Source organism: Sphingobium sp. JS3065, assembly GCF_026427355.1.
Lineage (GTDB): Bacteria > Pseudomonadota > Alphaproteobacteria > Sphingomonadales > Sphingomonadaceae > Sphingobium.
The window spans coordinates 48107-73495 of the sequence record NZ_CP102666.1; the positions used below are offsets into that span (position 1 = coordinate 48107).

24 protein-coding genes are annotated in these 25389 nt (G+C 61.4%); 8 read left to right on the forward strand and 16 right to left on the reverse strand.

Going from position 1 to position 25389, the window contains the following annotated elements; all coding sequences use genetic code 11:
• Positions 1-49: 49 nt before the first annotated feature.
• From NUH86_RS22240 to cpaB, 12 genes are all read right to left on the reverse strand, one after another.
• Positions 50-511 carry a hypothetical protein gene (locus NUH86_RS22240; protein ID WP_196227533.1) on the reverse strand — a complete coding sequence of 154 codons (462 nt, stop codon included), beginning with the start codon at positions 509-511 and terminating at the stop codon, positions 50-52.
• Complete coding sequence (locus tag NUH86_RS22245) at positions 512-898, reverse strand: TadE family protein (RefSeq protein WP_196227534.1); 387 nt, start codon at positions 896-898, stop codon at positions 512-514.
• 65 nt (positions 899-963) lie between these two features.
• On the reverse strand, positions 964-1158 hold the full coding sequence (locus NUH86_RS22250; RefSeq protein WP_099185159.1) for a Flp family type IVb pilin: 195 nt from the start codon (positions 1156-1158) through the stop codon (positions 964-966).
• A 79-nt stretch (positions 1159-1237) separates the two neighbouring features.
• Positions 1238-3115, reverse strand: coding sequence for a pilus assembly protein TadG-related protein (locus tag NUH86_RS22255; protein ID WP_267253127.1), 1878 nt, complete (start codon positions 3113-3115; stop codon positions 1238-1240).
• The gene (locus NUH86_RS22260) at positions 3112-3351 is read right to left on the reverse strand and encodes a hypothetical protein (RefSeq protein ID WP_196227536.1); all 240 of its coding nucleotides are present in this window, start codon (positions 3349-3351) and stop codon (positions 3112-3114) included. Before NUH86_RS22260 ends, NUH86_RS22255 begins: the two co-directional genes overlap by 4 nt.
• Before the next feature lie 3 nt (positions 3352-3354).
• Positions 3355-4023 (reverse strand): tetratricopeptide repeat protein, encoded by a 669-nt coding sequence (locus tag NUH86_RS22265; RefSeq protein WP_196227537.1) that lies wholly within the window; start codon positions 4021-4023, stop codon positions 3355-3357.
• On the reverse strand, positions 4020-4907 hold the full coding sequence (locus NUH86_RS22270; protein ID WP_267253128.1) for a type II secretion system F family protein: 888 nt from the start codon (positions 4905-4907) through the stop codon (positions 4020-4022). Before NUH86_RS22270 ends, NUH86_RS22265 begins: the two co-directional genes overlap by 4 nt.
• Positions 4904-5806, reverse strand: coding sequence for a type II secretion system F family protein (locus tag NUH86_RS22275; RefSeq protein ID WP_196227539.1), 903 nt, complete (start codon positions 5804-5806; stop codon positions 4904-4906). Before NUH86_RS22275 ends, NUH86_RS22270 begins: the two co-directional genes overlap by 4 nt.
• Complete coding sequence (locus NUH86_RS22280) at positions 5800-7146, reverse strand: CpaF family protein (RefSeq protein WP_044663495.1); 1347 nt, start codon at positions 7144-7146, stop codon at positions 5800-5802. Before NUH86_RS22280 ends, NUH86_RS22275 begins: the two co-directional genes overlap by 7 nt.
• Positions 7143-8312 carry an AAA family ATPase gene (locus NUH86_RS22285; protein ID WP_044663494.1) on the reverse strand — a complete coding sequence of 390 codons (1170 nt, stop codon included), beginning with the start codon at positions 8310-8312 and terminating at the stop codon, positions 7143-7145. The genes NUH86_RS22280 and NUH86_RS22285 overlap by 4 nt, the downstream gene beginning before the upstream one ends.
• A gap of 1 nt (position 8313) precedes the next feature.
• Positions 8314-9531, reverse strand: coding sequence for a type II and III secretion system protein family protein (locus tag NUH86_RS22290; RefSeq protein ID WP_196227540.1), 1218 nt, complete (start codon positions 9529-9531; stop codon positions 8314-8316).
• Entirely contained in the window at positions 9528-10418 is an 891-nt protein-coding gene (cpaB, locus tag NUH86_RS22295) for a Flp pilus assembly protein CpaB (RefSeq protein WP_323749046.1), read from the reverse strand. The genes NUH86_RS22290 and cpaB overlap by 4 nt, the downstream gene beginning before the upstream one ends.
• A 409-nt stretch (positions 10419-10827) precedes the next feature.
• Here cpaB and NUH86_RS22300 point away from each other — a divergent pair, with 409 nt between their 5' ends.
• Positions 10828-11847 carry an EAL domain-containing protein gene (locus NUH86_RS22300; RefSeq protein WP_267253129.1) on the forward strand — a complete coding sequence of 340 codons (1020 nt, stop codon included), beginning with the start codon at positions 10828-10830 and terminating at the stop codon, positions 11845-11847.
• Positions 11844-13016 carry a hypothetical protein gene (locus NUH86_RS22305; RefSeq protein ID WP_048574864.1) on the forward strand — a complete coding sequence of 391 codons (1173 nt, stop codon included), beginning with the start codon at positions 11844-11846 and terminating at the stop codon, positions 13014-13016. The genes NUH86_RS22300 and NUH86_RS22305 overlap by 4 nt, the downstream gene beginning before the upstream one ends.
• Here the strand turns inward: NUH86_RS22305 and NUH86_RS22310 are convergent.
• Both NUH86_RS22310 and NUH86_RS22315 read right to left on the reverse strand, forming a co-directional pair.
• The gene (locus tag NUH86_RS22310; protein WP_082165917.1) at positions 12980-14857 is read right to left on the reverse strand and encodes a sensor histidine kinase; all 1878 of its coding nucleotides are present in this window, start codon (positions 14855-14857) and stop codon (positions 12980-12982) included. The two genes, NUH86_RS22305 and NUH86_RS22310, sit on opposite strands and share 37 nt — an antisense overlap.
• The gene (locus NUH86_RS22315) at positions 14850-15257 is read right to left on the reverse strand and encodes a response regulator (protein WP_048574866.1); all 408 of its coding nucleotides are present in this window, start codon (positions 15255-15257) and stop codon (positions 14850-14852) included. The genes NUH86_RS22310 and NUH86_RS22315 overlap by 8 nt, the downstream gene beginning before the upstream one ends.
• 769 nt (positions 15258-16026) lie before the next feature.
• Between NUH86_RS22315 and NUH86_RS22320 the strand changes: the two genes are divergently transcribed.
• On the forward strand, positions 16027-16662 hold the full coding sequence (locus NUH86_RS22320) for an acyl-homoserine-lactone synthase (RefSeq protein WP_048574867.1): 636 nt from the start codon (positions 16027-16029) through the stop codon (positions 16660-16662).
• Between the two features lie 199 nt (positions 16663-16861).
• Here the strand turns inward: NUH86_RS22320 and NUH86_RS22325 are convergent, their stop codons facing one another.
• Complete coding sequence (locus NUH86_RS22325) at positions 16862-17377, reverse strand: MucR family transcriptional regulator (protein WP_082165919.1); 516 nt, start codon at positions 17375-17377, stop codon at positions 16862-16864.
• Between the two features lie 748 nt (positions 17378-18125).
• On the opposite strand from NUH86_RS22325, the gene NUH86_RS22330 reads away from it, so the two are divergent.
• From NUH86_RS22330 to NUH86_RS22345, 4 genes are all read left to right on the forward strand, one after another.
• Positions 18126-18512, forward strand: coding sequence for a hypothetical protein (locus tag NUH86_RS22330; RefSeq protein ID WP_146001553.1), 387 nt, complete (start codon positions 18126-18128; stop codon positions 18510-18512).
• 333 nt (positions 18513-18845) lie between these two features.
• Entirely contained in the window at positions 18846-19373 is a 528-nt protein-coding gene (locus tag NUH86_RS22335) for a thermonuclease family protein (protein WP_082165933.1), read from the forward strand.
• Positions 19374-19661: 288 nt separating this feature from the next.
• Entirely contained in the window at positions 19662-21965 is a 2304-nt protein-coding gene (locus NUH86_RS22340; protein ID WP_267253130.1) for a catecholate siderophore receptor Fiu, read from the forward strand.
• Positions 21966-22032: 67 nt separating this feature from the next.
• Positions 22033-22710, forward strand: a complete 678-nt coding sequence (locus NUH86_RS22345) for a Fe2+-dependent dioxygenase (RefSeq protein WP_196227543.1) — start codon at positions 22033-22035, stop codon at positions 22708-22710.
• 520 nt (positions 22711-23230) lie between these two features.
• Here NUH86_RS22345 and NUH86_RS22350 read toward each other — a convergent pair.
• Positions 23231-23764, reverse strand: coding sequence for a hypothetical protein (locus tag NUH86_RS22350; RefSeq protein WP_196227544.1), 534 nt, complete (start codon positions 23762-23764; stop codon positions 23231-23233).
• A 144-nt stretch (positions 23765-23908) separates the two neighbouring features.
• Between NUH86_RS22350 and NUH86_RS22355 the strand changes: the two genes are divergently transcribed.
• Complete coding sequence (locus NUH86_RS22355; protein ID WP_267253131.1) at positions 23909-25105, forward strand: EAL domain-containing protein; 1197 nt, start codon at positions 23909-23911, stop codon at positions 25103-25105.
• Positions 25106-25389: the final 284 nt, after the last annotated feature.

Here is a 25389-nt window from a genome sequence, read left to right on the forward strand (position 1 = left end):
ATCCATTCATCCGGATGTTCATTTCTGTAAGCCCCATACAGAAAGGTTATCAAGTCGCCAAACCTTGATGAACCTGAACAATCAGAATTGCAATAGCTGCGATTGCTTCAGAATCGGGGCGCAATACTGCTTTTTTGCGTATACGCAAAAAAATGACCGAGATCACGAATAGTAGAATGGCCAACGAAAGCATGAGCACTGCTCCAACAGGGCCAAGCCATGCAGCGCCGGCTGCCATAAGCTTGATTTGGCCGCCAGAAAGGAGGCGCAGCTTGCAGGTCCTGCGCATATAGGCGATCGCGCCGGCAAGAAGGAGCAGAATGGCGATGCCTGCGGCAAGCGAGACGATCGCACCACCCAAGCCCCGAGAGGTCAAGGTGAAGGCGATGCCCGCCGCGCCGAGCAGGAGGTAGAGCCAGTTCGGAACATTACGCTGTTCCCACGCCAGGACGATGATGGGAAGCAGGATGAGAATGAGTGTGGAGATCGCGATAAGCTGCACGCCCGTCATTCAGTAGCTCCCGTTAGTAACGGTAGTCGTCGCACTGATGGGACTTGGTGGCATGGGTAGGAAGCTATAGTCGTAGAGGGCGCTTTCGCTGATGTTATAGGTAACTTTCACTTTGAAAGTTTCGACAGAATCTCCGGTCGTAGCCTCAACTTTTGCGCCTTCGCCTGCAGCCAGCAAAGGACCATAGGCATTGATCACCGCATCGGCGCGATTTTTCGCCAATTCTTCCCGTTGGGAGATGGAAATGCCAGCAACGGCGGCACGGGCGCCTTCTGCTGCAGCCTGTCTCACGCCCATTACGGCCGCAAAATAGAAGGAGTAGAGGACAATGATGAAAATGAGTGCGAACAACGCTGGAGCTATGAGAATGAACTCCAGCGCTGCCATGCCCTTCTCGCAACGAAGAAGTCGTCCCGGAAGATGAGATTTTCTGCTCACGAGAAGGCTCCTACTTATCCGGCTGCCGGACCTGCCTGAATCTTGTCGAAGAGACCGCTCATCGTGTCTTGCAGGCCGGTCCGGAGGGTTGGCGTCAGCGCCAATATGGCGGCGACGAGAATGGCGCCCATAACGGCATATTCGATGGCCGCGAGGCCGCGCTCATCCTTTTTGAACCGTGCGATGAACTGACGCGCTGACTGCATCATGATGGTTATCCTTCCAATAAGCCCCCTCATTGGATGGTCGATCGGATGGGGCGTTAATCCCGATCGCCAATAGCGAAATTTAGACGAGGACCGGAACCCCGCAGCGGGCACCTGTCACCCAAACTCGCGCATTCCCTAGCTCGAGGCCGAGTGCGGCGAGCAGATTGTCCAGGACGGGGCCTACAAGCCCGTCGAGCAGGCCGGTTAAAAGCGGCCTCAATAGGTTTCCGGCGAGCTGGAGAAGTGGCGTCAATATATTGAGCGAAATGCCAGCGACGCTCGGTTGGATGTCGAGGTTGGTGACGAGCGTGCTAATTGTTTGGCCGAGTAGAACCTTATTGCTTTTTGCATAGGGAGTGCCGGTGATTTCTGCGCTTTGCGCTGAGCCAGGCGTTCCAATTTGTGGATTGCCGCTGCCGCGAGGGCCAAAGGTCACCGTAGTGTCGCCGCCGGTAACTGGAAGAGCAACGGCTTTGGCCGTTATGCTGGTGAGGGGAATCCCCAGCAGCTTGGCATTGAGGATCGTTACGGGCGTGACGGCAGCGGGATCGATATAGGGCATGGTGTTGTTCACGGCATCTGCTCGCACCTCGCCGACATAGGCTGAGATCAGCGCCGGAGAAACGGTGACGTCAACCTGGGCGTCGCGGGCCTGTTCGCCTGTTTGCGCGCAGCGTATCTCCTTGATGGTCGCATTGCTATCTCCGATGCTGATGAGCACCGGGATGTCGTTTGCAAGGTCGATGCTGACGCCCAACAACCTGAGAATACCGAGGAGGCCGGAAGAAATGCCGGTATCGACAAGACGAACCTTCAACTGAAGGCGCGAGACGGAGGAGCTGACACTGGTTTCACCGGCAGGCCCAAAGGAGAAGCGGGGTCTGTTCGTCGGGGTGCTTCCTATGATGGTCAGTTTGACGGTGCTGTCGGGAAAGGCCGCGCCCGTTAAACTGGATAAGTCGAGGGAAGAAGCGCCCTTAACCTGCGCTGCATAGGTCAGGAGTTGATAGGCGTTCAGACCTGCGCGCAGCCCGGGTTGGGCGTTAGCCTCGCCAACAGGCATGTTCTTCCAGACACCAAGGCCAAACAGGCCATGCAGATCGATAACCCTATCGGCTGACACTGATCCTGCCAGGCTCGCGAGAGCCTGGGATGTTACGCCGTCGGAAGACGCTTGCGCCGCAGACAGGAGAAGATCCTTCATGCTGGCCTTTTCCTCCAGCACTCTCCCATAGGTGATGTCGGCCTTGGTTCTGCCAACCCCATTCACAAGGCCCAGATTGACCGCCAGGCGATCGAAGAAATTGCCAGCATCGACATTATGCTGCATCATCGCGATGACTTGCTCATCTGTGAGGGCAAGCGTTATGCCAAGAAGTTGGCCGAGCAGTTTGTTGACGCTCTGCAGGAGGCCCCCCACGAGCTTGGTGCCGTCTGTTCCAAGGATATTTCCCGTCGTGGCAATACCGGCTTCATCGAGACGGGCGGCCGTGGCAGTTGCGGCGAGCTTAGGAATGGGATTGAAGCTGCCAAGCACGTTGGTCAGGAAGCGCGTACTGTCTTTCGTGGCTGTGACGCGGACAGCATTGGCCTGGGGATCCGTTGAAATGGAACCGGGACAATTGGCCGTGGGCCCGATGAATCGCGCTTTGGGATCTGCGATATTCTGGTCAGCACAATAGCGCCCGAGTTTGACATCATTCGGGTTGATAAGTCCGGGAAAGCCATTTTTGCCGAGATAGTTGTTGGCGCGATTATAGGCATCGTTCGGGTTGACTGCCGCGGCGAGCGCAGCGGCCTCCGTGGCGGTGCGGAGCTGTTGGTTCTGAACATAATAGAGCCCGACATCGAGTGCGAAACCGGCAGCCCCAATCAAGGGAACTGCAAGCGCTGCCACCATCGGGGTGACAGCAGCTCGCTCGTCGCGCCAGAATGCGAGGAGCCGCCGCCCCATCATCGGGCGTTCGATCCACCACTGGAATCCGGCTTCTCGAGCATCTTGCCGATCGACCCAAGATATCGCCTGTAGATGGCCTCCGCTGCTGAAGCCTCGAGGCGGATATCCTCCTCGGACCGCGGCTGCGCGCGCAATTGCCATTCGACGACCGACCGCGCCTCGCTCTCGATGGGCAAGGGGGCTGGCGGGGCAGGGGTTGCGGCCGGAGCAGCGGCGAGAATGAAAAGTGCCAGCATGGATCAGCTTCCTTTGCCTTGTGCTCGCGGGAGAGACAGGTGAATGCGTTCGACCTCGGCCAGGAGCGTCTTGCGCAGATTGGCACGGACGTCGGTATCGCGGATGCCCTGGAGGGCCCGGTTGGCCTCCGCGCGCTGACCGGCGGCGAGAAGGGCGAGAATGAGATTGTTGCGGATGACTTCGTCGCCAGGGGCCAGATCGGCAGCACCCTTCAGGGCATCGACCGCCTCGCTGTATCGTCCGACGCGTAGAAACGCATAGCCAAGGGCATTGCGAATGAAGGGATCTGCCGGGCGGGCTGTGCGTGCGGTCTGATAGTAAGCGGTTGCGCCGGTCCAATCATTCCCGGCGGCCGCGACATGGCCACGGACGGCGCTAACTGTACCATTCCGGTCGTCCGGAAGGGCCTGCGCCAAGGTGCCGGCTTCCTCGACTCTGCCGAGGTCAAGAAGGCTGTTCACGCGAAGGATGCGTGCTTCAAGGTCGTGGGGATAGCGCCGTTCGAAGTCATCGAGATAGGCGAGGGCTGCCCGGGGTCGACCATCGATCCGTGCCTGTTGGATGAGCTGAAGGTAGAGCGGGCGGGTCGAAGGCACATCGTCTGGCGCCCGCGCTGCCTGGAGCGGCGCGCTTAGGGCGAGCGCAAGGATAGGAAGAATAGCGCCTTTCATTGGTTCATGCCCCGCAACGTATCGAAGATTGTCACGACTGGTGGCCCGGCGAGGACGATGAAAAGCCCCGGCATGAAAAAGACGATCATGAGGACCACCATCTTGACGGTGATCTTGCCCATTGCCTCGCGTGCCCGCGCGACGCGCTGCTGGGTAAATTCCCGAATGAACTCCCGAAGGGCGGGGGCCAGTTCGATGCCCTGGAACAGGGCCTGGCGGAAGAGCGCGGCAAGCTCACGCGCTCCCTTGACCGCGACGCGTGAGGCCCAGCGGTCGAGCGCTGCCTCATAGGTCATCCCGCGATCGATATCGGCAACAAGGTTCGCGATGAGAACGGCATGGTTGGGAACCGCTACGATTTCATCGCGCGCGATCGAACGGAAGCATTGATCAAGCGACACGCCGCTTTCGAGCATCATCAGCATGAGGTCGAGGAGGAAGGGGAACTCGGCGGTGATTTTGTGGGCGCGGGCGACGGCAAAGATCTGCAGCACCTGCTTGGAGGCGATGAAGGCTAACCCGGCACCGATCAGTGGCAGGATGGGCCGCGCGAACAGGCTTCCCCAAAGGACATGGCTCAGGAGCAGAAGGCAAAAGGCCGTGCCAAGCGTCGCGCCGAGGCGAATCCATACGAAATGTTCGACCGCGCGGGGGCCCTGGAAGCCTGCCAGCCGCAGCTTGTCCTCGATCTCCGTTCGATCGCGGCCCTTTGCGGAGATGAAAGCCGGCAGCCGGATGGCCCGCCGCGGCTCGCGGGTCTCACCGACACGGGCGGACAGGCGCGCTTCCAGACGCTGTTCCGCCAGAAGTGCTTTACCGCCGTGGAATGCCGCCACGAGGCCGGCGAGCGCCAGGGCCATGCAGAGGAGGGCGAGCGCGCTCAAAAGGAGAGCCTCATCATGCGACGCATGACCATGACGCCCGAGCCTTGAAGAACTACAGCGGCAAGTGCGAGCGTATGTCCTCGCGGATCATGAATGAAGAAAGCCGGATAGGTTGGATTGAGGGAGAATAATACGGCGACAGCAACAAAGGGTATGGCGATCAGCACACGTCCGCTGACCCGGGCTTCGGAGGTCGCTGCCAATAGATCGCGTTTGATGCGGATGCGTTCGCGCAGGATGTTCGACAGGTTCTGCAGGATCGTCGTGATCGAACCGCCAAAGCGGCTGTTGGTCCGGATCGCGGCGGCAAGCATGGAAATCTCGGCGATATGCAACCGGTCGGCCTGTTGCTGCATCGCTTCGGCAACCGGAGCGCCCAGTTCAAGCTTGCGCGCAACGGGGCCCAGGAAGGAACGGACAATCTCCGGCGCTTCGTGAAGCGCGCGCTCGATCGCCTGGCTAAGGGAGCTTCCGACCGTCTGCATCTGGCGAACGGCATCGATATAATGCGGGAGCGCCTCGATCAGCGCGGATGTCCGCTGATAGGCTCTGTGCCGGATCCAGAAGAGCAGGACGGCGGGAGGGGCCAGGAGGAGCAGGAGCGCGACGACAGGACCGGCGAGCAGAAGCGCGAACAGGGCCACGAGGAGGAGGACGCCAGCGGCGATGCCGAGCGCGCGCATCGTGAATTCGACCTGCGCCTGGGCGAGCAACGGCGCCAGCATCTCGGGCACCGTGACGGGCGCCAAAAGTGGCGAAGCCGTCGGCGCCCGCGCGGCAATGCCGTTGAGGCGCCGGTCCAGTCTCGCCTGGTTCCGGCGCTGCTCGGTCAGGACGAGATAGCCTATGCCCGCCAGGACCAGGAGCCCCAGGATCAGGAAGGCGACGCCGCTCAGCACAGGCTTTCCCCAACGGAACCAGGAACATAGTCCTTGAGGCGATGGGCGAAGAAGGGACGGGGCGAGAGCGTGCGGAACTCCCCCTTGCCCGACATGGGAGGCTGCTCGTCGAAGCAGAACAGTTCGTTGAGCGAATAGGCTTCGCCTTCCAGGCCGGTTACCTCCACGATCGAGACGATGCGCCGGCTCCCATTGGCGAGGCGCTGGATCTGGACGATGATGTGAACGCTGTTGGCGATGAAACGGCGGATCGCGCGAACGTCGTTCTGGAGGCCCGCAAAGCCCAGAAGCATCTCCAGCCGGGCGAAGGCATCGCGCGGCGTATTGCCGTGCAGGGTCGCCATCGAGCCGTCATGACCCGTCGACATAGCCTGCAGCATCTCGACCGCTTCGACGCCCCGGACCTCTCCCAGGATGATGCGATCAGGACGCATGCGCAGCGCGTTGCGGACCAGTTCGCGCGCGCTCACCTCGCGGCTGCCGTCATGATTGGGCGCCCGCGTTTCCAGGCGGACGACATGCTCCTGCCGCAGCTGCAGCTCGGCTGCGTCCTCGATCGTGATCAGCCGCTCATGATCGTCGATGAAGGTCGAGAGCATGTTGAGAAGCGTCGACTTGCCCGCGCCGGTGCCGCCGCAGATGAGAATGTTCAGCCGGGACCGCACCGCTGCTGCAAGATAGGCCGCCATGTCGGCGCTCATGGCCTGCCGTTCGACGAAATCCTCGATCGTGCGCGCCTGCAGGCGGAACTTGCGGATCGACAGGAGCGGGCCGTCAAGCGCAATGGGGGGGATGACGATGTTGACACGCGAGCCATCGGGCAGCCGGGCATCGACATAGGGCGATGCCTCATCGACGCGTCGGCCAATAGGCCCGACGATTCGCTGGATGATGTTCATGACATGGGCGTCATCGCGAAAGCGGGTTTCCACCTTTTCAAGAAGGCCTGCGCGTTCGGCGTAAATGGCGTTGGGTCCGTTGACGATAATGTCATCGATGGTCGGATCGCGCAGCAGTGGCGCAAGCGGGCCAAGGCCCACGACCTCGTCTTCGACATCCTCGATCAGCAGCAGGCGCTCGGCTGAATTGAGCGCGAGCTGCCCGCGCCGGCTTCTGCTGGTGATGACGAGTTCGATTTCTTCGCGCAGGGCGCGGCGTTCGAGCGATTCGGCCGTATTGCCGCGCGCTTCGAGCTGCTCGATGACCTGTTGGCAGGTCTGGGCCTTGGCGGCCTGGTAGCTGTCGCTCATGCGCTGGGCGGCCGAGGGCGCGATGGTCGTGGGACGCGCGGTTCCCGGGGTTCCCGCGACGGGAGCGGTTTCTTCGGTGAGAAGGCTCATGGCCGGCGCTCCAGCTTCCGCAGGACGCCGCGGCGCAACTGCTGGATGGCGCCGAGCGCACCCTTTGCCTGATGAGGCCGAGCGCCACAGGCCCGGCGAAGGGCCTGCTGATAGGCGCCCCCGTCCGGGGCGATCCCGAGCGGCTGTCCCGCGTTGAGGGCATTGCGGCTTTGCGCGCGATCGACCGGCAGGGGCATCATGGATCCCGTGCCCAGCGCATCGGCCATGCGGCGCCCGTCGAGCAGCACTGTTGGCTGATGATCCCAGACAAGCAGCCGCATCCGCTCGAGCGTGGCGTGATCGGGGCTGATGCGGTCGAGGAGACGACGCGCGGCCTCGAGTTCGCGGATCGACTGGGCGCAGACGATGTCGACCTGGTCGGCAAGAAGCGCCAGTTCGCGCAGCAGGCCGCCGTGACGAAGGCTCCCCGCGCAAAAGACGACTTCGCTCGAGCAGGCCCGCAGCAGCCGGACGAGCGCCGCGATATCGGTAGGGGCGATGCCCGCGGGTTCCGCTCCGGTGCCGCCATCGAAGGTAAGCAGTCCAAGACCGCTGGCCGCGTGGCGGGCGAGCGCGCTGGAAAGCAAGCTTGCATCGAGACGCTCGATGTCCGCGATGGCAGAAGCCAGGCCATAGGTCACGTCGAGGTCGAGATAGGCCGCAGCGGCGCTGGTCGGGAGCGAGCAGTCGATCAGCAGGCTGGGCTGGCGGTCCGCGCTCCGGATGAGCGCCATGTCGCTCGCCACCATGGCGGTTGCTTCCTGATCGACCCCCAGGACCAGCGTGAGCCGTCCCCCGGTGCTTTGCTGGGCGATCGTCGCGTTGAGCAGGCGGGACAGAACATTGGCGATCTCCGCCCCTTCAGCGTCGCGCGCGATCACATCCTTGGCGCCCGCCCTGACGGCGTGCAGTATCTGTTCGCTGTCCTGTTCGTCGGTCGCAAGCACGATCGAGCGGCCCGCCGCCTGATCCGCAACGGCGCTGATCGATGCGGCGAGGGACCGGTCGGACGGGAGCGCCGAGCGGTCCATCACGATGACGCCGGGGCGGGTGAGAGGCTCGGCGTCGAGCGACTGGACCATCCTGACATCAACGCGTTGCCCCATGGCATCGCCAATGCGCTGGGCCAGCATCCGATCGATGGAGAGCAGCAGGATTTCGGCCATGTCAGCGCCTCACCACGCCGAAGGGGGCGGCATGTTGTTCAACGCCATCTGCTCCAGTGACCATGTCGGCGAGGCCCGGATCGACCGACGCCGTGGCGCTTCCCGGCAGCGGCGGCGCATCCTTGGCATCGACAGGCCCAACCAGGCGCGGCGTGGCGACGATGATGAGTTCCTGCCGTTCCTTCTGGGTCTGCTGGCGCTTGAAGAAGGCGCCGAGTATCGGCAGGTCGCCGAGCAGCGGTGTTTTCTCCTTGGAGACGTTGCTGCTGCTGTAGCTCAGGCCTGCAATGACGAAGCTCTGGCCGCTGCCCAGTTCCACCGTGGTCTCGGCCGATCGCCGTCGGATGCCGGGAACGACATAGCCCTGAAGCTGGACCCCGTTATTATAGTCGAGCTCGCTCACCTCTGGTGCGATCTTCAGGACGATGCGATCCTTGGAAAGCACAAAGGGGGCCACCGATAGACGAACGCCAAATTCCTTGTACTGGATGGAAATGGTGCTGCCGGCTCCGCCCGACGATTGCGGAACGGGAACCGGGAATTCGCCGCCCGCAAGGAAGCTTGCCTGTTCGCCCGAGCGCACGAGCAGCGTGGGCTGCGCCAGAAGCTGGGAAAGGCCATTGGAGGAGAGCGCGCTCAATACGGCGCCAATGCCCCGATTGGGCGCGGAAAGGAAAAGATTGAACGCGTTCTGGATGGGCGCTGTGGATTCGAGCGACAGATTGGGCGACATGGAGTAGCTGCTCAACGTGCTGGGCGAGACGATCGCGCCCTGCAGATCGCCGCTCAGCTTGGAGAAGTTGAAACCAAGGGCCTTGAGGGTCGACGCGGAAATGGCCGCAAACTGGACGTCGACCGCGACCACCTGCTCGCCGCGGGTCGAGAAACTGGCAGGAAGAGCCTTGAGATCTCCGCCAGTCGAACCGGCAGCTGCGACCACGCTTACAGGCGTTTGGGCGATCAGGCGGCCGTTGATTCCATAGACATTGACCGTCACCTCGCCAGGACCAATGCCCGTGATGCGGAGCGACTTTGCGGACGGGGCGGCGACCGACACGACGCCTTCCTTCTCGATCGCGATGCGGCCGATCGGCGATGGATAGGAGAAGGTCCGCTGTTGCCGGACAGAGATCGTTTCCCCGTCTTGCGCCCAAGCGGAATTGCTGGCCAGCAGGGGAGCGGTAAGGGCCATCAGCCCGGCGATACGCCAGTTGTTCATCGCGCAGTGCTCCCGGAATAGATGACCTCGCGGCGGTCTCCCACGAGCAGTTCGATGGCGTGCGACGGCTGCCGCGCAGCGCGTTTGGGCTGCGCGGCAGCGCGCGGTGGCGGTGCTGTCGCGTCGCGCTCGCCCGGTGCGGCGAGCGAGGGCCTGGAGGTCATCGCGGCCACGGCGACCTTCTGATCATCGATGGGATTGCGAAGCGAAAGATAGAGGCCTCCCGTGCTCTTGGCGAGCGACAGGGTCGAGACCTGTTCGGGCGTGAGGGCAAGGGTGACGGTGCGGGCGGGAGGCTGCGGCGTGCTCTGCTGGCCGTCGGGGCCGGTCTTCTGGTTTGTCCCGACCACAAGCTCGCCGACAGCGAGGACCTGAACCATCTGGAGGAGCGTTTCGGCGCGGCTTCGGCCCATCCCGCGTGCGCCGCTGATGGCGTCGGCGCCCGGATAGATCACCTGGACATCGACGCGGTCTCCTGGCCTTACCAGCCCGGCCACCGCGATTTCGGCGGTGGTGTCGATGCTGACCGCGCGCATGCCGATGGGCACCCGGATAGCCAGCTTCGTCTCAGCGCCCACTGCGTCGCGCGCCACAAGCATGTTGGCTGCGATGTCACGCGTGGCGACCTTGCCGATCACTTCGGGGGCTGTCGCGGCATAGGGATAGCGCTGCGGATCGCCTGGCCTGTTGCGGACCATGTCCGCGGTGATTGTCTCTCCGGTCCTGATGGGCCGCACGGCCGAGAGAAATACAGGCGACGGCGCCGTTGCCGCAGCTTGGCGGGACGGACTGGCAGCCTGTGCCGGAGACGGCGGTGTGCGCGTCAGCTCCCTGATGCCGAGGACCAGAAAACAGGCCGCAACCATCAGCCCGACGAAAACCGTCACTCTAGCCCGCATTCCCAGGCGCATTCGGCCCCCCTTTGCGCATACGCAAAAATCCGCCCGACGGGCATGAATATTACGAATCAATAGAACGGTCGCCGTTCAGCACGGTTAAGTAACCGTTCAGCGCAGAATCAGGGAATGGAGATGGAACCATTTTGATTGTAACGCCGGAATTGCGCAAAAATGACGGTCATTCCATGGGATTTGCGTATATAGAAAGCATGATTGCGTCCGGATGCTATATGACCGTTTCCCAATCCTTGACGTTCGGGACATGAAAATGGGTATTGGGGAGCATTCATGCCGTTCCTGTTGCAAGCTGGGGCTTTTCAAGGTCACGGCTTGGACATCCCTCTAAACCTGAGCATTGAAGGCCATTTTTCTGAAAAGCGGGCTTGATATCCTCCTGATGATCGATGACGGGGCGGCGGCTGTCGAACTCGCGGAATTCCTGCGCCTTCTGGGCCATAGCGCAACGGCGTGGGAAGCGTGGACCGAAGACCGTTGCTTTGATCTGGTCATGGTGGATACCGCTGACCAGGGAGATTGGGAGACGCATCTTGCGATCGCCGCTGCAAGAGGCGTGTCATGGGCCATCCTTCTGGTGGATGACGGAACCGATATCCCTGCCGTGAGGAACGTTGGCGGCCTTCGCGTCATCGGAACGCTGATGAAGCCGTTGACGCCGGTTCGCGTCGCTGCCTTTCTCCGGAATTACGGGAATGGGAGCGATGGTTCTGTGGGCCAGCGGGCCGGGGACGGCCCGGTTCGAATGCCCGGACGGTTCATATTCCGGACGAAGCATGCGCTGAGGGGGGATGCTGTTGTCGGCTATGAAGCAGTGGCATGGCAGGAGGGCGCAGGCGCCTCGCCGGATCATGACAGCTTTGCAGGGACCATCTGGGCGGCAGAGGCGGCCCTTGGCCTTGCCGGTCGCCTTGCCAGGGCGCGAGCGAAGGTGCCGGTTGCCTTTTCCTGCTCGGCGGCCATTTTCGCCGACGCGCAATTTGTTCGCGAAATGCAGCTGCTCACGAGATATGCGCGGGTGGATCCCGGTGGCCTTCTTGTGGACGTCGCGCTCGCCACAAGCACGCTTCGTGCCTTGGACCTGAGCGAGGCGGCGGAGCGCTGCGCGGCAGCTGGATTCCATGTCGCGCTGGGCAGGCGCGGTGAAGCCGCTGAGAGTTGGGAGCCGTGGACCATGCTTTCGCTGAGCGAGATCAGGCTGGATGGCTGCGGCGCCGCCCTGCCGCCTGGGGAGGAACGCGCGCTACAGCGTGAAATCGTGGCGTTGTGCCAGCAGCGGGGCATCAGGACGACAATCGGACGGATCGATTCGGAGGCGGACCTGCGGGATGCTCGCGACACGGGCGCCGATCAGGGATTGGGAGCCTATTGGGGCGCGCCGCTGCGCGATGTGATCTTGTGAGGGATGAGCTGCGAACATGGGGCGCACCGCGCGGCGTCTATCTGCCCGTCCTGACCTTTTCCGTTGTTGGCATTGCGGGCACGGCGCAGTTCCTCCCTGCCCTGACGCCGCTCGGGGCGGCATGCGCGGGAGCCTTGATGGCGCTTCGCCGCCGGCTTTGGCCGCTGATCGGTATTGCGTGCCTTGGTTTACTCATGATCATGGGCCTGGTCGCTCGCGCGCCAGGCCATCACTGGTTCCTTGTGGCCATGCTCCTGATGGGGGCACTCCTGCCCTACAGGAGGATGCCTGCGGCCGTGTTCCTGCCGCGGCCCGTGTGGGCGATCTGCCTTGGGGGCGCCATGGCATCCATTTGCCTGTCGGTCAGCGTGGGGCCGGACCATGCCGCAGCCCTGATCGCTCTGGGCAACGTCCTTGCTGGGGCCTTGGGCGCTGCATTGGTGAGACAGCTTGCATTGTCCAATGGCGGCTTCCCCGTAGCCAGGGACATGAGCGTTCTTGACGTCTCGCGAGATCTCCTTCTGGGGCGGGTGACCAGCGGCATGCTTCATGACCTGGCGCAACCGCTCAACGTCATCTCCATGGCTAACGGCAATCTGGGCTATATCATGGAAAGTCTGGAGATGCCGCCTGCGCAGCGAGCGCAACTTGACGAAAGATTGAACCGGATCGCCGCGCAAACGGAGCATGCGGCCTCCATTCTCAATCTGTTCCGCTGGTTTGGCCGCGACCGGGAAGGGGCGATGCTGAACGTCAAGAGCGCGCTGCAACAGGCGGTGGCCGCCACGCGCTCGAATGTTCGCCATGGCGGTGTCGGAGTGCGCCTGGGCGGCGATGCGCTCGATTATCCCCTTGCCGGGCGGCATGGCCTGCTGGAGATGATGACGGTCGCGGCGCTGTTGAGTTCATTTGGAACATTCGTGCTGGCCGATGGAAGCAAGATCAAGGGTCTCGTCCATGTCCATGCCGAACTTAGCCCGTCATTCATCGTGATTGCTATCTGGTGCGAGGATGAGACCGCAAGGCCTTGCCCTGCCGGTCCGATCGACCAGACAACCTTATGGCTGCTCGAGCAGATTGCGCGCGCGGGCGACGGCGATTTCCGCCGCGCGCCGGAAAAGCATGGCCTCGCTCAGTTCACGATCCGGCTGGCGCGCGACGACATCTGATCGGCATGGCCCGTTGCGGGTAGCTCGATCGCGAGCAGCGCGCCTTCGTGCAAGGAGGGGCGAAGGCTCACATTGCCGCCCGCGCGAAGAATGATCTCGCGCGTGATGAAGAGCCCGAGCCCTGTCCCTTCATCCGCTTTGGTGGAGAAGAAGGCGTTGAAGGCGGCCTCGGCATGGCGGGGGCTTACGCCCGCGCCATTGTCCGCTATGATACAGGAAACAAGGCCGTCGCAAGTCGCTACGGAACATGTGATGCGTCCTGTTCCGGTCCATCCTTCGCGCCGCCTGCTGACGATGCTGTCAGCGGCGTTTTGGAGAGCGTTGACGAAAACCTGCTCCAGCTCGACCGGCGACATGATGGTGCAGTGCCTTCCATCTTCTATCGAGAAATCGAGTTCGATCGCGCGCTCTTCCAGCAGGGGAGCCAGAAACGCGCAGGATCGGCGCAATGTTTCTGCCACGTCCAGTTCGGCTTCCGAGTTTGCGCTGGTGCGGCCATAACTGAGGATCTGCTCGATGATCGCCGTGGCGCGGATCACCTGCTCGGCGATGCGCTCCGCCCGCTCCGCGATCTGGCCTGTGCTTCTGTCGGACCTGTCCGCTCTGGCGAGCATGAGGCGCTGGCTCTCTGCCGCCACCGAGATTGTAAACAGCGGTTGGCGCAGTTCGTGGGCGATGGCCATGATGCGCGCGCCAAGGTCGGCATGGCGCGCCCGCTGCGCCAGCGCCATGGAATAGTGGCGCTGATCGCCGCGGTGGAGGAGGATGCCGGATTCCCATCGCCATTTTCCCGTCCGGCAGCTCATGGCGAGTAGCATTGGCTCAAAATCCGGGCCTGTCCTGGCGCGGAATGTGAGGATCGTGTCGCCGCGGCCCACGCTTTCGATCACTCGGCTCGCGTCGGCGGGATGAATCTGCAGGCTGCCTGGGTGTGAGGCAGCGTCTTCGCAAAAAACGAGCCTTCCCGCGTGCGCATCGAAGCAAATGCCCGAAATTGATCGGAAGGCGGGCGTCCCGGAGGCGTCCACCAAGGCGCCGCGATTTTCCTCATAAGCCACCGATCCGCTATCCTGTGCGACCGCGTTCCCTGCGGCATTCTCTCCGGGCAGGAGCGAGGCGGGCGTAACCTCTGCTCTTGCCTCCAGCGCGCGCGCGAGCTGGCGGCTGTACAGCTGGAGCAAGAGGGCCAGGATCAAAAATGCCGGGAGGGTCAGACGCTCGCCGATGAAGGCGAAGGTGAGGGCAAGCTTGTCATCGACCGATCTCGCCAGGGCGCCGACCATTATGTCGAGGATGACAATGGTGAGGATGTTGATGATGGCGGCAAGAGCAGCGATCGGCGCGAGATAGGCCGTCTCCCCGTCAGGCGAAATGCGCTTGTCTTGCAAGGCCGCAGCGACAGCCAGATCCGCCACGGCCGCTCCCAGTGCGAAACCAGCCGCCCAACGCAGCGCCTCTTCGAGTGGCGCCCAGCCTGCGACGAGGATGACTGGAAAAATCAGGCAGCACGCCAGGAGGGTCGCATCGGCGGATTGGCGAACCCATTTACGCAATCCGTGGGCCACCAGAAAAACGCAGGCCGCGGCCAGGGCCTGGAGGCCGCCTGCCCATTGCATGTGCGCGAGCGCAAAGGCCGCGAAGATCAGCAGCATCCGCGGCAGCGCCCAGTGGCGTTTGAGGAGCCAGGCCAGGAAAAACACCAGCGTAGCGGCGGGCGCCCGGCCGAATATGGGTGTCAGGCTCAGCGTTGCAATGAGAATGACTGCCAGACATATGGACGCGCGGCGTCCAGGAAGAGCCGCGAGGTTGCCACCAGTTAAATGCTGAAACCGCTCAAGCATTCGAAGCGTCCGGGGCAGCCAGCATTCGCTGCAAAATCTCGATGAACGCGCGTGGTTGCACCGGCTTTGAGAGCAGATGATATTCTTTGTGCGCGAGGGTGACCTCCGGCCGCATGGAATCTCCGGTCATGAACACGAAACCGTAGGCACGGGTGGATAGGTGCGGATGTCGGGCAATAAGCTCGAGGATTTCCAATCCCGATTCTCTTGCAAGCCTGACATCGCAAGCAATCGCCCTGAGTAAGGGCGCGCTTTCGAGCGCCGCCATGGCGGCCGGCAAGGATCCGGCCCCAATGGCAGGGATATCAAGAAGCGAAAGCATGGTGACAAGCTCATCGACGATCTCCGGCACGTCATCGATGATGAGCACCAATGCTTCGTGCGGCAGGGTCTCATTCATATTCCGATCCTTTGCGAAGGCCGAACCCTCCGTGCCATCGTCTAGGGCAAAGTGACGCGCGTTTACAATCACATCTCCCCGTCATTGCGGGTTGCCGTAGCGTCTCGACGCAATGGAAGAGGGCGGTCGCGCGCGCAGATTGCCGCGCCCGGGAAGGGAAAGCCTGGCAGACGAACCATGCTCTAAAAGTTATGGGATTCTCGATATGCTGAGCGAGAAGTCGGATCCGGAGCTGCGGCTGGCACGATGTGCATAAGATCGGCAAGGAACGGGCATAGTGCTGGCAATAATGGGCGAGCTGGGGTGAATCGGGTGTGCTGACCGGCCATCAGCTGCGGCTCGTTTATGCAAGGTTAAGGTTGACCATGGCTATCCTGGGTTAATTTCCTCTTGGGACCGTTTTCGCCTTGTCCTCTCGAGCCGGTTGGCGATAGGGGGCGGGAGGCTATCTCGAGCAAAGAATTTCTGTTGAAGATCAAGGCTGTCGGAATTGTATCGGGACCAGGACGACCTCTTAACCATGTGCCGGACACGTGCGGGTTGGACGCGACGAGGCCGGTTTGAAGGATGAAGAAGCAATTGGAAGGCGGGCTATTCGAGCGGACGGTGCGCTGGTTCTTTTGCCTTCAAGACGAACGACAGATGGGCGTGACCGACCGCGGAGCGCTGATTTTCTCATGAATTTTAGCGAGTGAGGCGGATGGGAAGTGCTAATCGCCCTATTGGGCTATCTTCCGGTGGCAGCAGTGCAGAAATTGCTGCGCCACGATTGGTCAACATCGTCTGCGACAGAAAGGCTCTGCCTGCCGCCTGCGCCAACTGCTGGCAAAGAGATAGCGCTTCGTGCGATCTCGTTCCGGTCGATGCGATAACCGAGCTTCCCTTCGACCCAGATGAGTATGACGACAAATTCGCCGAATATCTGGTGGTACGCGATCCCCTGACGAATAGACGCATGGGATCTTTGCGGTTGCTGCGGACGGATCGGCCTCACATATTGGGTTCTGTATTTCCAGACCTGTGTGACACGCCTGCGCCCAGCGGACTTTCCATTCGGGAGGTAACGCAGCTGTGTATCTCGCCAGGCCTGCGCCTGCGCGAGCGGCGGATGGTCAGCCGTCAATTGGCGAGCGCGCTTGTGGAATATGGGCTGTTAACGGGTATCACGGCCTATACGACGGTGATGGAATTGGTTTGGTCCCGGCAGCTCATGTCCATGGGCTGGGATTGTGAGCCGCTGGGATTGGGGCGCCCGGTGGGGGACACATTGCTGGGTGCGTTCCAGGTTCATATCGACGCCAGCACGGTCGGCGGCTTGAGAGCGGCGGGCTGTTATGTCCCGGGTAAATTGGAGATCGTCGAAAGGGACAATCAGGCGAGCCTGTTTGACTCGCTGGCGGCCTGAATCAAGGCTGGCAGCGTGGCTCATTGGATCGGATCCGATGAGCGGCACCAAAAGGAAAAGAACAGGATTTTGGGCTAAAGCGCCACAGGCTCGGGCGCCCAGCAAGGGCCGTCGAATTTCCTGGTTCTTGCGGTGGCTGTGGGCCTCTCAGAACGCTGGCTCTGGGAGGCCCTTGGGATCGGAACGAAAATCCTTGCGCCTAGACTTTCGCCGCACGCCCTGATTTACGGCGGGAAGACGTAGCAGGGGGCTTGGGAGCATCCTTTTCCACCGGCGAGGGCAGCTTGGTTGCGGTCCGCTTCCCCTTTGGCTCGGCCCGAAGGCCCAGGCCGATCTTGTGGGCGAGTTCCCGTCGCTGATTCGTGTAGCTCGGCGCAGCCATGGGATAGTCGGCGGGCAGTCCCCATTTGGCGCGATATTCCTCCGGGGTCATCTGATATCGGGCCCTGAGGTAACGCTTGAGCGTCTTCAGCTTCTTGCCGTCTTCGAGGCAAACAATATAGTCCTCCTTGATGGAGGAACGGATAGGAACGGCAGGATCACGCTTCGCGGTTTTCTCTTCTTCCGGAGATTCCAGCTTGGACAAGGCCGAATGAACACTTTTGATCATTTCGCACAGGTCTCCAACGGCCATGGGGTTGTTGGAAACATTTGCCGACACGATATTAGCAGTCAGTGATACGAGAGAGCCTTTTTCGTCATCGATACTTACCATTTTGCGCCCCAACTTCTTCGCAGTCGAAATATAGAATCAACGAATGCAAGATAACGATGCTGACCCCATCTTGCAAACCATTTATTAACATATAATTAAGCACAGAGATATATATCTAACGACATGCTCGCCGCCGCGATCCGCACAGATATTTGAAGACTTTTTAATGGGTTGCAAGAGGGGCGTAAACTAAAGGGTGTTTGCGCCGTCTCGATAGCCGCACGATGCATCGCGGGGCTGCCCGTTAATTCCTTCGAATCGAATTCTTGCATCTTGCAGCTTTCGCTCCATCCCCATCGCTGTCCGCAACGCCTATGCTGCGGGTGGACAAGCGGAAGCGACAATGGCAAGTCCTGGTAAAGAATCGATTGATCGATGGCCGGTGTGTCGGAGGTCAGAAAGCTCTTCAAATGCGAGACAGGCGCGATTCTGGCGGCGTCGGGGCGGAACCTGGATACATGTTGATTTGCGGTTCGGGGCAGCCGAAATCAGAGTTGGCATGCATTGATCCGCCGTGATGCTGCAGGAGTTCTCGGCGGGACGGCCAAGGCGGACATGGCTTGGCGGAGATCGCGGCTGACATGCTTTGCAGGATCGAAGGGCCGGTTTCGGATAGGCATAACCTCGTTGGCGTGGATTGCTTGTGAGACGGAATATCGCTGCATCTTTTGCCAGGCCCTTTTGCTGGGTCGGCGTAGCCGGGGCAGGGGCGGGCATCTGGCTTTTTGACGTACCGGCGCCTTCGACCTTGTCCATCATGCTTTTGCAGCTTCTCGCATTTTCGTTTCTGACCCTTGTCACATGGGTCGCCTATGGGGACGCGGGACTATTGCGCGTTGGCGAGAGGCTCGTCCTGTTTCGTGCGGTTCTGGAGTTGGGCCAATCGGTTTCGATCGTTCCTGGGACCTGCGATCTGTTGGATTGGTGCCGCGATTGCAGTGCAATCGTTGCGGTGTTGAGTGTGATAGGGCTGGCGCGCAAAGCCTGGTTAGGATTGGTAGCGATTGATGAGGAAGGGTCGGCGGCTCGAAAGGCGATTTCCGCGTCCGGCTGCGAGATTATCGACATGAAGGCTTGGAAGATGCGGGCGCGGGTCGTCGGCCCGGCCTCGAATGTGCGTAATCACCGCCGCTGAAAGATGTGCAAACTGCCGGGCCAGACTATGGCGTCGGCGGAGGCTGCCTGACCCGGATGATGCCTGCTCAGGCGCCATCGCCCTGACTGGAAATCGCGGCGTCTGCTTGTCGCAAGCGAACGAGCTGTCATCTTACGAGCCGGAAACGCCGACTGGATGTCGACCTGTTGGCCACACCGGGCAGATTGCCTGCAGACTGTCAGAGGATGGGCCGAGTTGAGCCTCATGTGGACGCGCCAATGAGCGATCATCGGGTCTTGCCACGGACTGGATGACAGACGGCGGCAGCGTGTAGATAAGACCCTCATGAAGAATGATTTCGATTTCCGCAGGATGCTGGGAGCTCCGCCCAGACGGCGGCATGCCAAAGTCAGGCCCTTTCGTCGCCGCCGGAGCAAGCAGGGCGCCAGGAGCCGCGGGGTACTTTCTTTGGTCGCACCAGCGATTATCGCGGGCCTTGCCATAGGCCTGGTTGTCACTCAACTCGAAGGCAGGCTGCCTGACTGGTCTTTGACCGGTCATGACCCGACGTCAGAGGTGGGGTGCGTCAGCCCACAGGTTCTGGACGGCGACACATTACGGTGCGGCGCGAGGCGCATTCGCCTATCCTCGATCGATGCGCCGGAGCTGCCGGGCCATTGCCGGCCCGGCCGCGCTTGCACGCCCGGGGACCCCTATGCAAGCACAGGCAATCTCCGATCGCTGGTGGTGGGACAGGCGGTTTCCTGCCGCCAGATTGACACCGACCATTATGGGCGGACGGTCGCACGATGCGCCGTGCAGGGGCGGGATTTGTCCTGTGCGCAGGTGCAGGGCGGCTTCGCTGTCGAGCGCTATGGCGCCCTTCTTTGCGGGCCGTGACATTGAGCGGGGAAGGCATGGTTGAGCCCGCCTCAGGCACGGCCTTGTTGCCATCTTATTGCAGTGATCGGCAAGCGGCTTGCCATGAGAAGGGCGGTTCATGCGGTGCCGCATCGATGCTTCGTGCAGCAGTACGCCCTGAAAAGTTCGTTCAGCGCGCTTGGAAATAACAATCGGCAAGGATCGGACGAGCATTCGCGACGGGAGATTAGGGGGGTTGCATTAGATGCAAATAGCTCGCATTAGCGGCGCATCTGTTTCCAATCCATGTCCGAAGGGGGTTATTGCATGTCCTTGTCGCGTCTCCGCGCATCGCTGGCGTCCGCCGCTCCAACCTATCTTGCGCTGAGCTGTTTTGGCCTTGCAGCATCGCCAGCCATGGCCCAGGATTCCGGCGCCCAGGAAGCGCCCGCCGCCCGGCTTGGCGGCGTCACCGTCACTGAGACGGCGCTCGACGAGCAAGGCATCAAGGTCGATCGCGTTTCGTCACCCAAATTTACCCAGCCTTTGCAGGATACACCGCAGACCATTCAGGTGATCAGCAAGGAGCTGTTCAACCAGCAGGGCGCGACGACGCTGACGGAAGCCCTGCGCAACAGCCCTGGCGTGGGCACTTTCTATGCCGGCGAAAATGGAAACACGACGACCGGGGACGCGATCCGCATGCGTGGCTTCGACACCTCGAACAGCATCTTTGTTGACGGTGTGCGTGACCTGGGCTCGATCTCCCGCGATATCTTCAACACCGAGCAGGTCGAGGTGACGAAAGGTCCTGCCGGGACCGACAATGGCCGTACCGCGCCAACCGGCGCCATCAACATGGTCAGCAAGCGGGCTTCCCAGGAGGCGTTGCTGGCGGGCGCCGTTTCCGTTGGCGTTGACGGCCAGACGCGAGCGACCGCCGATATCAACCAGCCGCTCGAGGCGTTGCCCAACGCAGCCTTTCGCCTGAACGCGGTCTGGCAGGACAGCGATGTTGCTGGCCGTGATCATGTGAACAACAAGCGACTGGGGCTGGCGTCGTCGCTGGGGCTGGGGCTTGGAACAGAGACCCGCGCCTTCCTCAATTTCCTTTATGTCGATCAGGACAATATCCCGGACGGCAATGTCCCCACGATCGGCGTCAAAGGCTGGCAGCCGCAGGCGGGGCTGGAGCCGCTGGTCGGACATCCGGTTGATTCGACGAATTTTTACGGCACGCGGCGCGACCATGACAATGTCACGGCGAAAATGGCGTCACTGATCCTCGAACATGATTTTTCCGATAGCGTGAAACTGACGAACATCGCCCGCTGGGGCGAAACGGAGCAGGATTATCTGCTCACGGCCTTCATGTCGACGGGAGCCAATATCACGGCTGGCGATCCTGCGGACCTGTCCACCTATGTGATGACCCGCGGCAATCCCACGATCAGGGACGCAAGGAACCGCATCCTGACCGACCAGCTCAATCTGCGTGCGGATTTTGCGACCGGTTCTGTGGAGCACAGCCTGAGCGTCGGCGTGGAGATCACGGGTGAAAAGCAGGTGATCTACGGCAACAGCACGACGGGCGCGCTGCCTGTCGCCAATCTCTACAATCCCAACTGGAACGACACGAGCGCATTTGGCTATGCGCGCAATGGCGCTCTTTCGCGGGGCAAGACCAACACGCAGGCATTTTATGCGTTCGACACCGCGAAATTCTTTGATGGCCAGCTGTTGGTGACGGGCGGGGTGCGCGTCGATCACTACAAGACCAGCTACACCAGCACGGCGCTGTGCAACAACGGCACGGGCCGCGGAGCCGTCCCCTGCGGCGGTCAGCCGATCGATTCCATCGTCACGACGGCCGATCTGAGCGCGAGCGACACGCTCTTCAACTGGAAGCTGGGCGCGGTCTTCAAGCCGGCAGAACCGCTTAGCCTCTACGTGAACTATGCTCTCTCGCAGCAGCCGCCGGGCGGCGACAATTTCACGCTCGCGACGGGCGATAGCGCCAACAATCCCAATCTCGATCCGCAAAAGGCCAAGACCATCGAGGCCGGCGTCAAATGGTCCGCGCTGAACGGCATGTTGGCTGTCAACGCCGCGGTGTTCCAGACCAAGGTCCTCAACGAGATCAACGGGTCCGATCCTTCCGACGTGCAGAGCGGGTCGAAGCGGGTGAGGGGTGTGGAACTCTCGGTGGTCGGCAATATCACCGAGGACTGGACGATATCGGCCGGTTATAGCCATCAGAAGACCAAGGTTACGAACGGCTCAGCAATCGCGGTCGACGGCAGCTATAATCTGACCTACGCGCCCGACGACAGCTTCACGTCCTGGACCACCTATCGCATGCCCTTCGGGCTGGAGGTCGGCGGCGGCGTCCGTTATGTCAGCGGCCTGCATCGCGGCACCGATGGCGCGGTGGGCACTCCGGAGCGGACCGAAGGATATACGGTTGTGGACGCGATCTTGTCCTATGCGCTGACGGACAACGTCAAGCTGCGCGTGAACGCCTATAACCTGTTCGACAAGGAGTATGTCGTGGCAATCAACAAGAGCGGGTACCGCTACACGCCTGGTCAGGCGCAGACCTTCCTGTTCAGCGCCGACTTCCGTTTCTGATTCCTGTAGGGCAAAAGACAATGGCGGGGGATATCCCCCGCCATTTCTTGATGTATCGGACGCTTCCATGTTGCTGCACATTCCCGATGTTCTGACAGGTGAGGAAGTGGCGGAATTTCGTCGCAGGCTGGATGCGAGCGATTGGACAGACGGTCTCGAGACGGTTGGCCCGCAGGGGGCCAGGGTCAAGCATAACCAGCAGCTGCCTGACGCATCGCCGCTGAGGGCTGAACTTGGCCAGGCGGTACTTGCCGCGTTCAGGCGGACCCCGCTTTTCTTCGCCGCGGCCTTGCCGCGCAAGATCCTGCCGCCGCGCTTCAACCGCTATGCCGGTGGCGGGGAATATGGTTTTCACATCGACGGCGCCGTGATGAGCCTCGGCGAGGAAGAGCAATTGCGCTCGGATATCTCCTGCACCCTGTTTCTGAGCGATCCCGATGACTATGATGGCGGCCGGCTGATCATCAGCGACACTTATGGCGAGCATAGCGTGGCGCTTCCCGCGGGCGATGCGATCATCTATCCTTCGAGCAGTCTTCATCGCGTTGAGCCTGTAACCCGCGGTGAACGGCTCGCCTCCTTCCTCTGGATACAGAGTCTCATACGCGATGATCGGCAGCGGCGCATGCTGTTCGAACTCGACACATCAATCCAGAAGCTGACCCTCGATGGCGCCGACGAGGATGCAGTGCTGCAGCTTACCAGTGTCTATCACAATCTGCTGCGCCTCTGGTCCGAAACCTGAACCTGCGGTCCGGCGGCGCGTTCCGATTAACGGACAGGAAGAATGGCTGACGCGCCGTGCGCCGCCAACTCAGCCCCGCGTCACCAGCCATCCCAGGCCCAGGAAGGCAAGGCCAAGGAGCACAGGTCCACTCCAGCGCGAAACCCGCTGCACCAGTCTTTCACACCTCTCGGCGAGGTCCGGCGAATGGTCCGGGGCATAATCGTCCGCCCGGAGCAACGCATGGGCGGGATGGCGCCTGCTTTGGGGCCTGTGCGAGCCTGAGCATTCTTCATCCGCAGGAAGATGTGGGGGCATTGGCCATCCATGTTCGCGGTAGTCGGGCATCAAGATCCCTGTTCTCCTGGCAAAAGGCTTGGGCCGTATGTGTGGATGGGAGCGGCATCATGTTGAGCCAGGGCAGGCGGAGACCGGTCCCCCTGCTTGAGGCGTGCAGGTCGGCGACACGCATGAACGACCATTCATCATGGTGAGAGCTGCCCCGGAACTGTCCCAATCCTCACCAGCATCAGGTGACGCGTCAATGGTCATTGATTGCCTCAGCCATCGTCCTGTTTTCCGGGATCCGTAAAATCTTTGACGCAAAAGCGACATGCGCCAGTAACGAGCAGTGAATGTCTTCTACAGGACTTGCCTTGGTATTGATCGAGTCGCTTTTTTCCACAGTCGAGGATCTTTGAGAGCCATCGCCATCCTGCAGGAGATGACTGATCAATTCCCGCAACCTGATCTCATGTCTGCGAACCAGGCAGCAAATGTCGCTCAAAGCCCGTTCCCGTTCATCTGCCGCCATCTCCATGTCGGCCTGCGCCAGTTCCAGCTGCCAATGTGTGGGTTCCACAGAAGTCCTCATTTGTCTGTCACTGTCCTGATGAGACAGCCGGCCGATCCACGGCGGAGCTCTCAGGAGTGCTGCGTGGCAGGCCTGCGGATACTCGACGCGGTCCATGAGCGGGCCTTTCGTCGCATATCCTGCCATCGGATGCATGGCAATGCAAAACACTATCAAATAGTAGACAAGGAATGGTCGAGGTGTAACGTAGATCAGAGACATGCGAATCCTTATCAATGTTGATGGGTGCTGGAGGGATCTGAGGTGGGAGCACTGGATATTTCGCCGATCTGCCCTGATGACAGCGGCCCGCTTCCGTCAGCGTTCCTCCTGGTCGCATCGATAGCCAATCTGCAGGAAATTGAGTTGAGTTTCGGGCTTGCGGCGCGGAAGGAAGCTTTCGAGCGTCTCCGGTTGGAGATGCACCGGATTGCACGCCGACCCTTCGTCACGGAACTCGAGTCGGCAGGCGTCATCGAGGCTGTCATCGAATGGGAGGCAGGGGAGGGGCGCCCCGACCATCTGATCCATCGCCTTGCCTGCAATATGCTGTCGCATCCGATCGTCTCGGAGAGCGGATGCTTCTATGTCGTGCCGGAAATCGGCGGCGCGGCGCTGGACCGGGAACATGGCGACATCGATTCCGCCAAGGCCGGTGCCTATCGGCAGCTGGACAGCAGTTCTGTCAAGATCCAACAGCCCTGGCACCTGTTTCGCTATCGCGAAGATATGAGCCGGGCAGCGGAGCTGCTTCAGAAAATCGACCGTGGCGAAGCGATGCTTGTCTGGCAGGCGATCGTTTCCCCTGCAGACAGGGCGCCCTTGCTGTATTTCGAGGGATTGCTGCGCGTCTCGGGCGAGGATGGGGCGCTGTTCTCCTGCGAGGCCAATATCAGGGCTGCCGAACGCGTGGGTCTCGCCCCTGAGCTTGATCGCCGGCTGGTATCTCGCGCTCTTGACCAGCTCGAGACGGACGACGACGTCCGCATGGGGGTGAACATTTCCGCGAGGAGCGCCTCACTCCACCGTTATGGCAGGGATGCCGGCTGGCGTGAGCTTAGATCACGTCTGGAGCGCGAGCCCGAGCTGGCCCGCCGCCTGGTGATCGAGATCACCGAGACGGCCGACTTCGCCTCCCTTGATGAGGCCGCTGAATTTGTATCGTTCATGCAACATCTGGGCTGCCAGGTGGCCATTGATGACTTTGGCGCCGGTCGGGGATCGATCATCCAATATGGAGCGCTATGCGCTGATATCATCAAGATCGATGGCAGCTTCGTCCAGCAGGCGGGCCAAAACGAGAAGGGCCATGCGACCTTCCGGCATCTTGTCGGACTGGCGCGGGCGCTGGCGCCGCAGGTCGTGGTGGAGGGCGTTGAAACGGCGGATCAGGCAGAATTGGCGCGCGGAATCGGGATCGACTGGTTCCAGGGCTATCATTTCGGACGCCCCTCGCCGACGCGCGCGCTCGGCGTTTCGGCCGATGCGCGAGCCATCATGGCGCTGAGAAATTTCCAGGATCGGTTTCGCGCCTTCTCGAAGGCCGGCGGTGCCCTGGCATGATGCGCCGGGTCATCCTGGAGAAGCGGCGGATATGGCGGGCCTTAGGCTGCGCTGAGCGATTGCCCGCGCGCCCCGCAAGATCGGAAGGATGAAGACCGCAAACCCAATGGCCAGCCAGGCCACGCGCCCGCCACATGGGACGTGTTCGTGGTCCTTGCTCATGACGAAAGGATGAGCCTCGATGGCCCGGGCTATGGCAGGCCCCCTTGGCGATCTTGCGACGGGATGAGCCTGGACTGCTTGGAAAAGCATCAGGAACGCTTTGTTTGAAAAACAGAAAATGA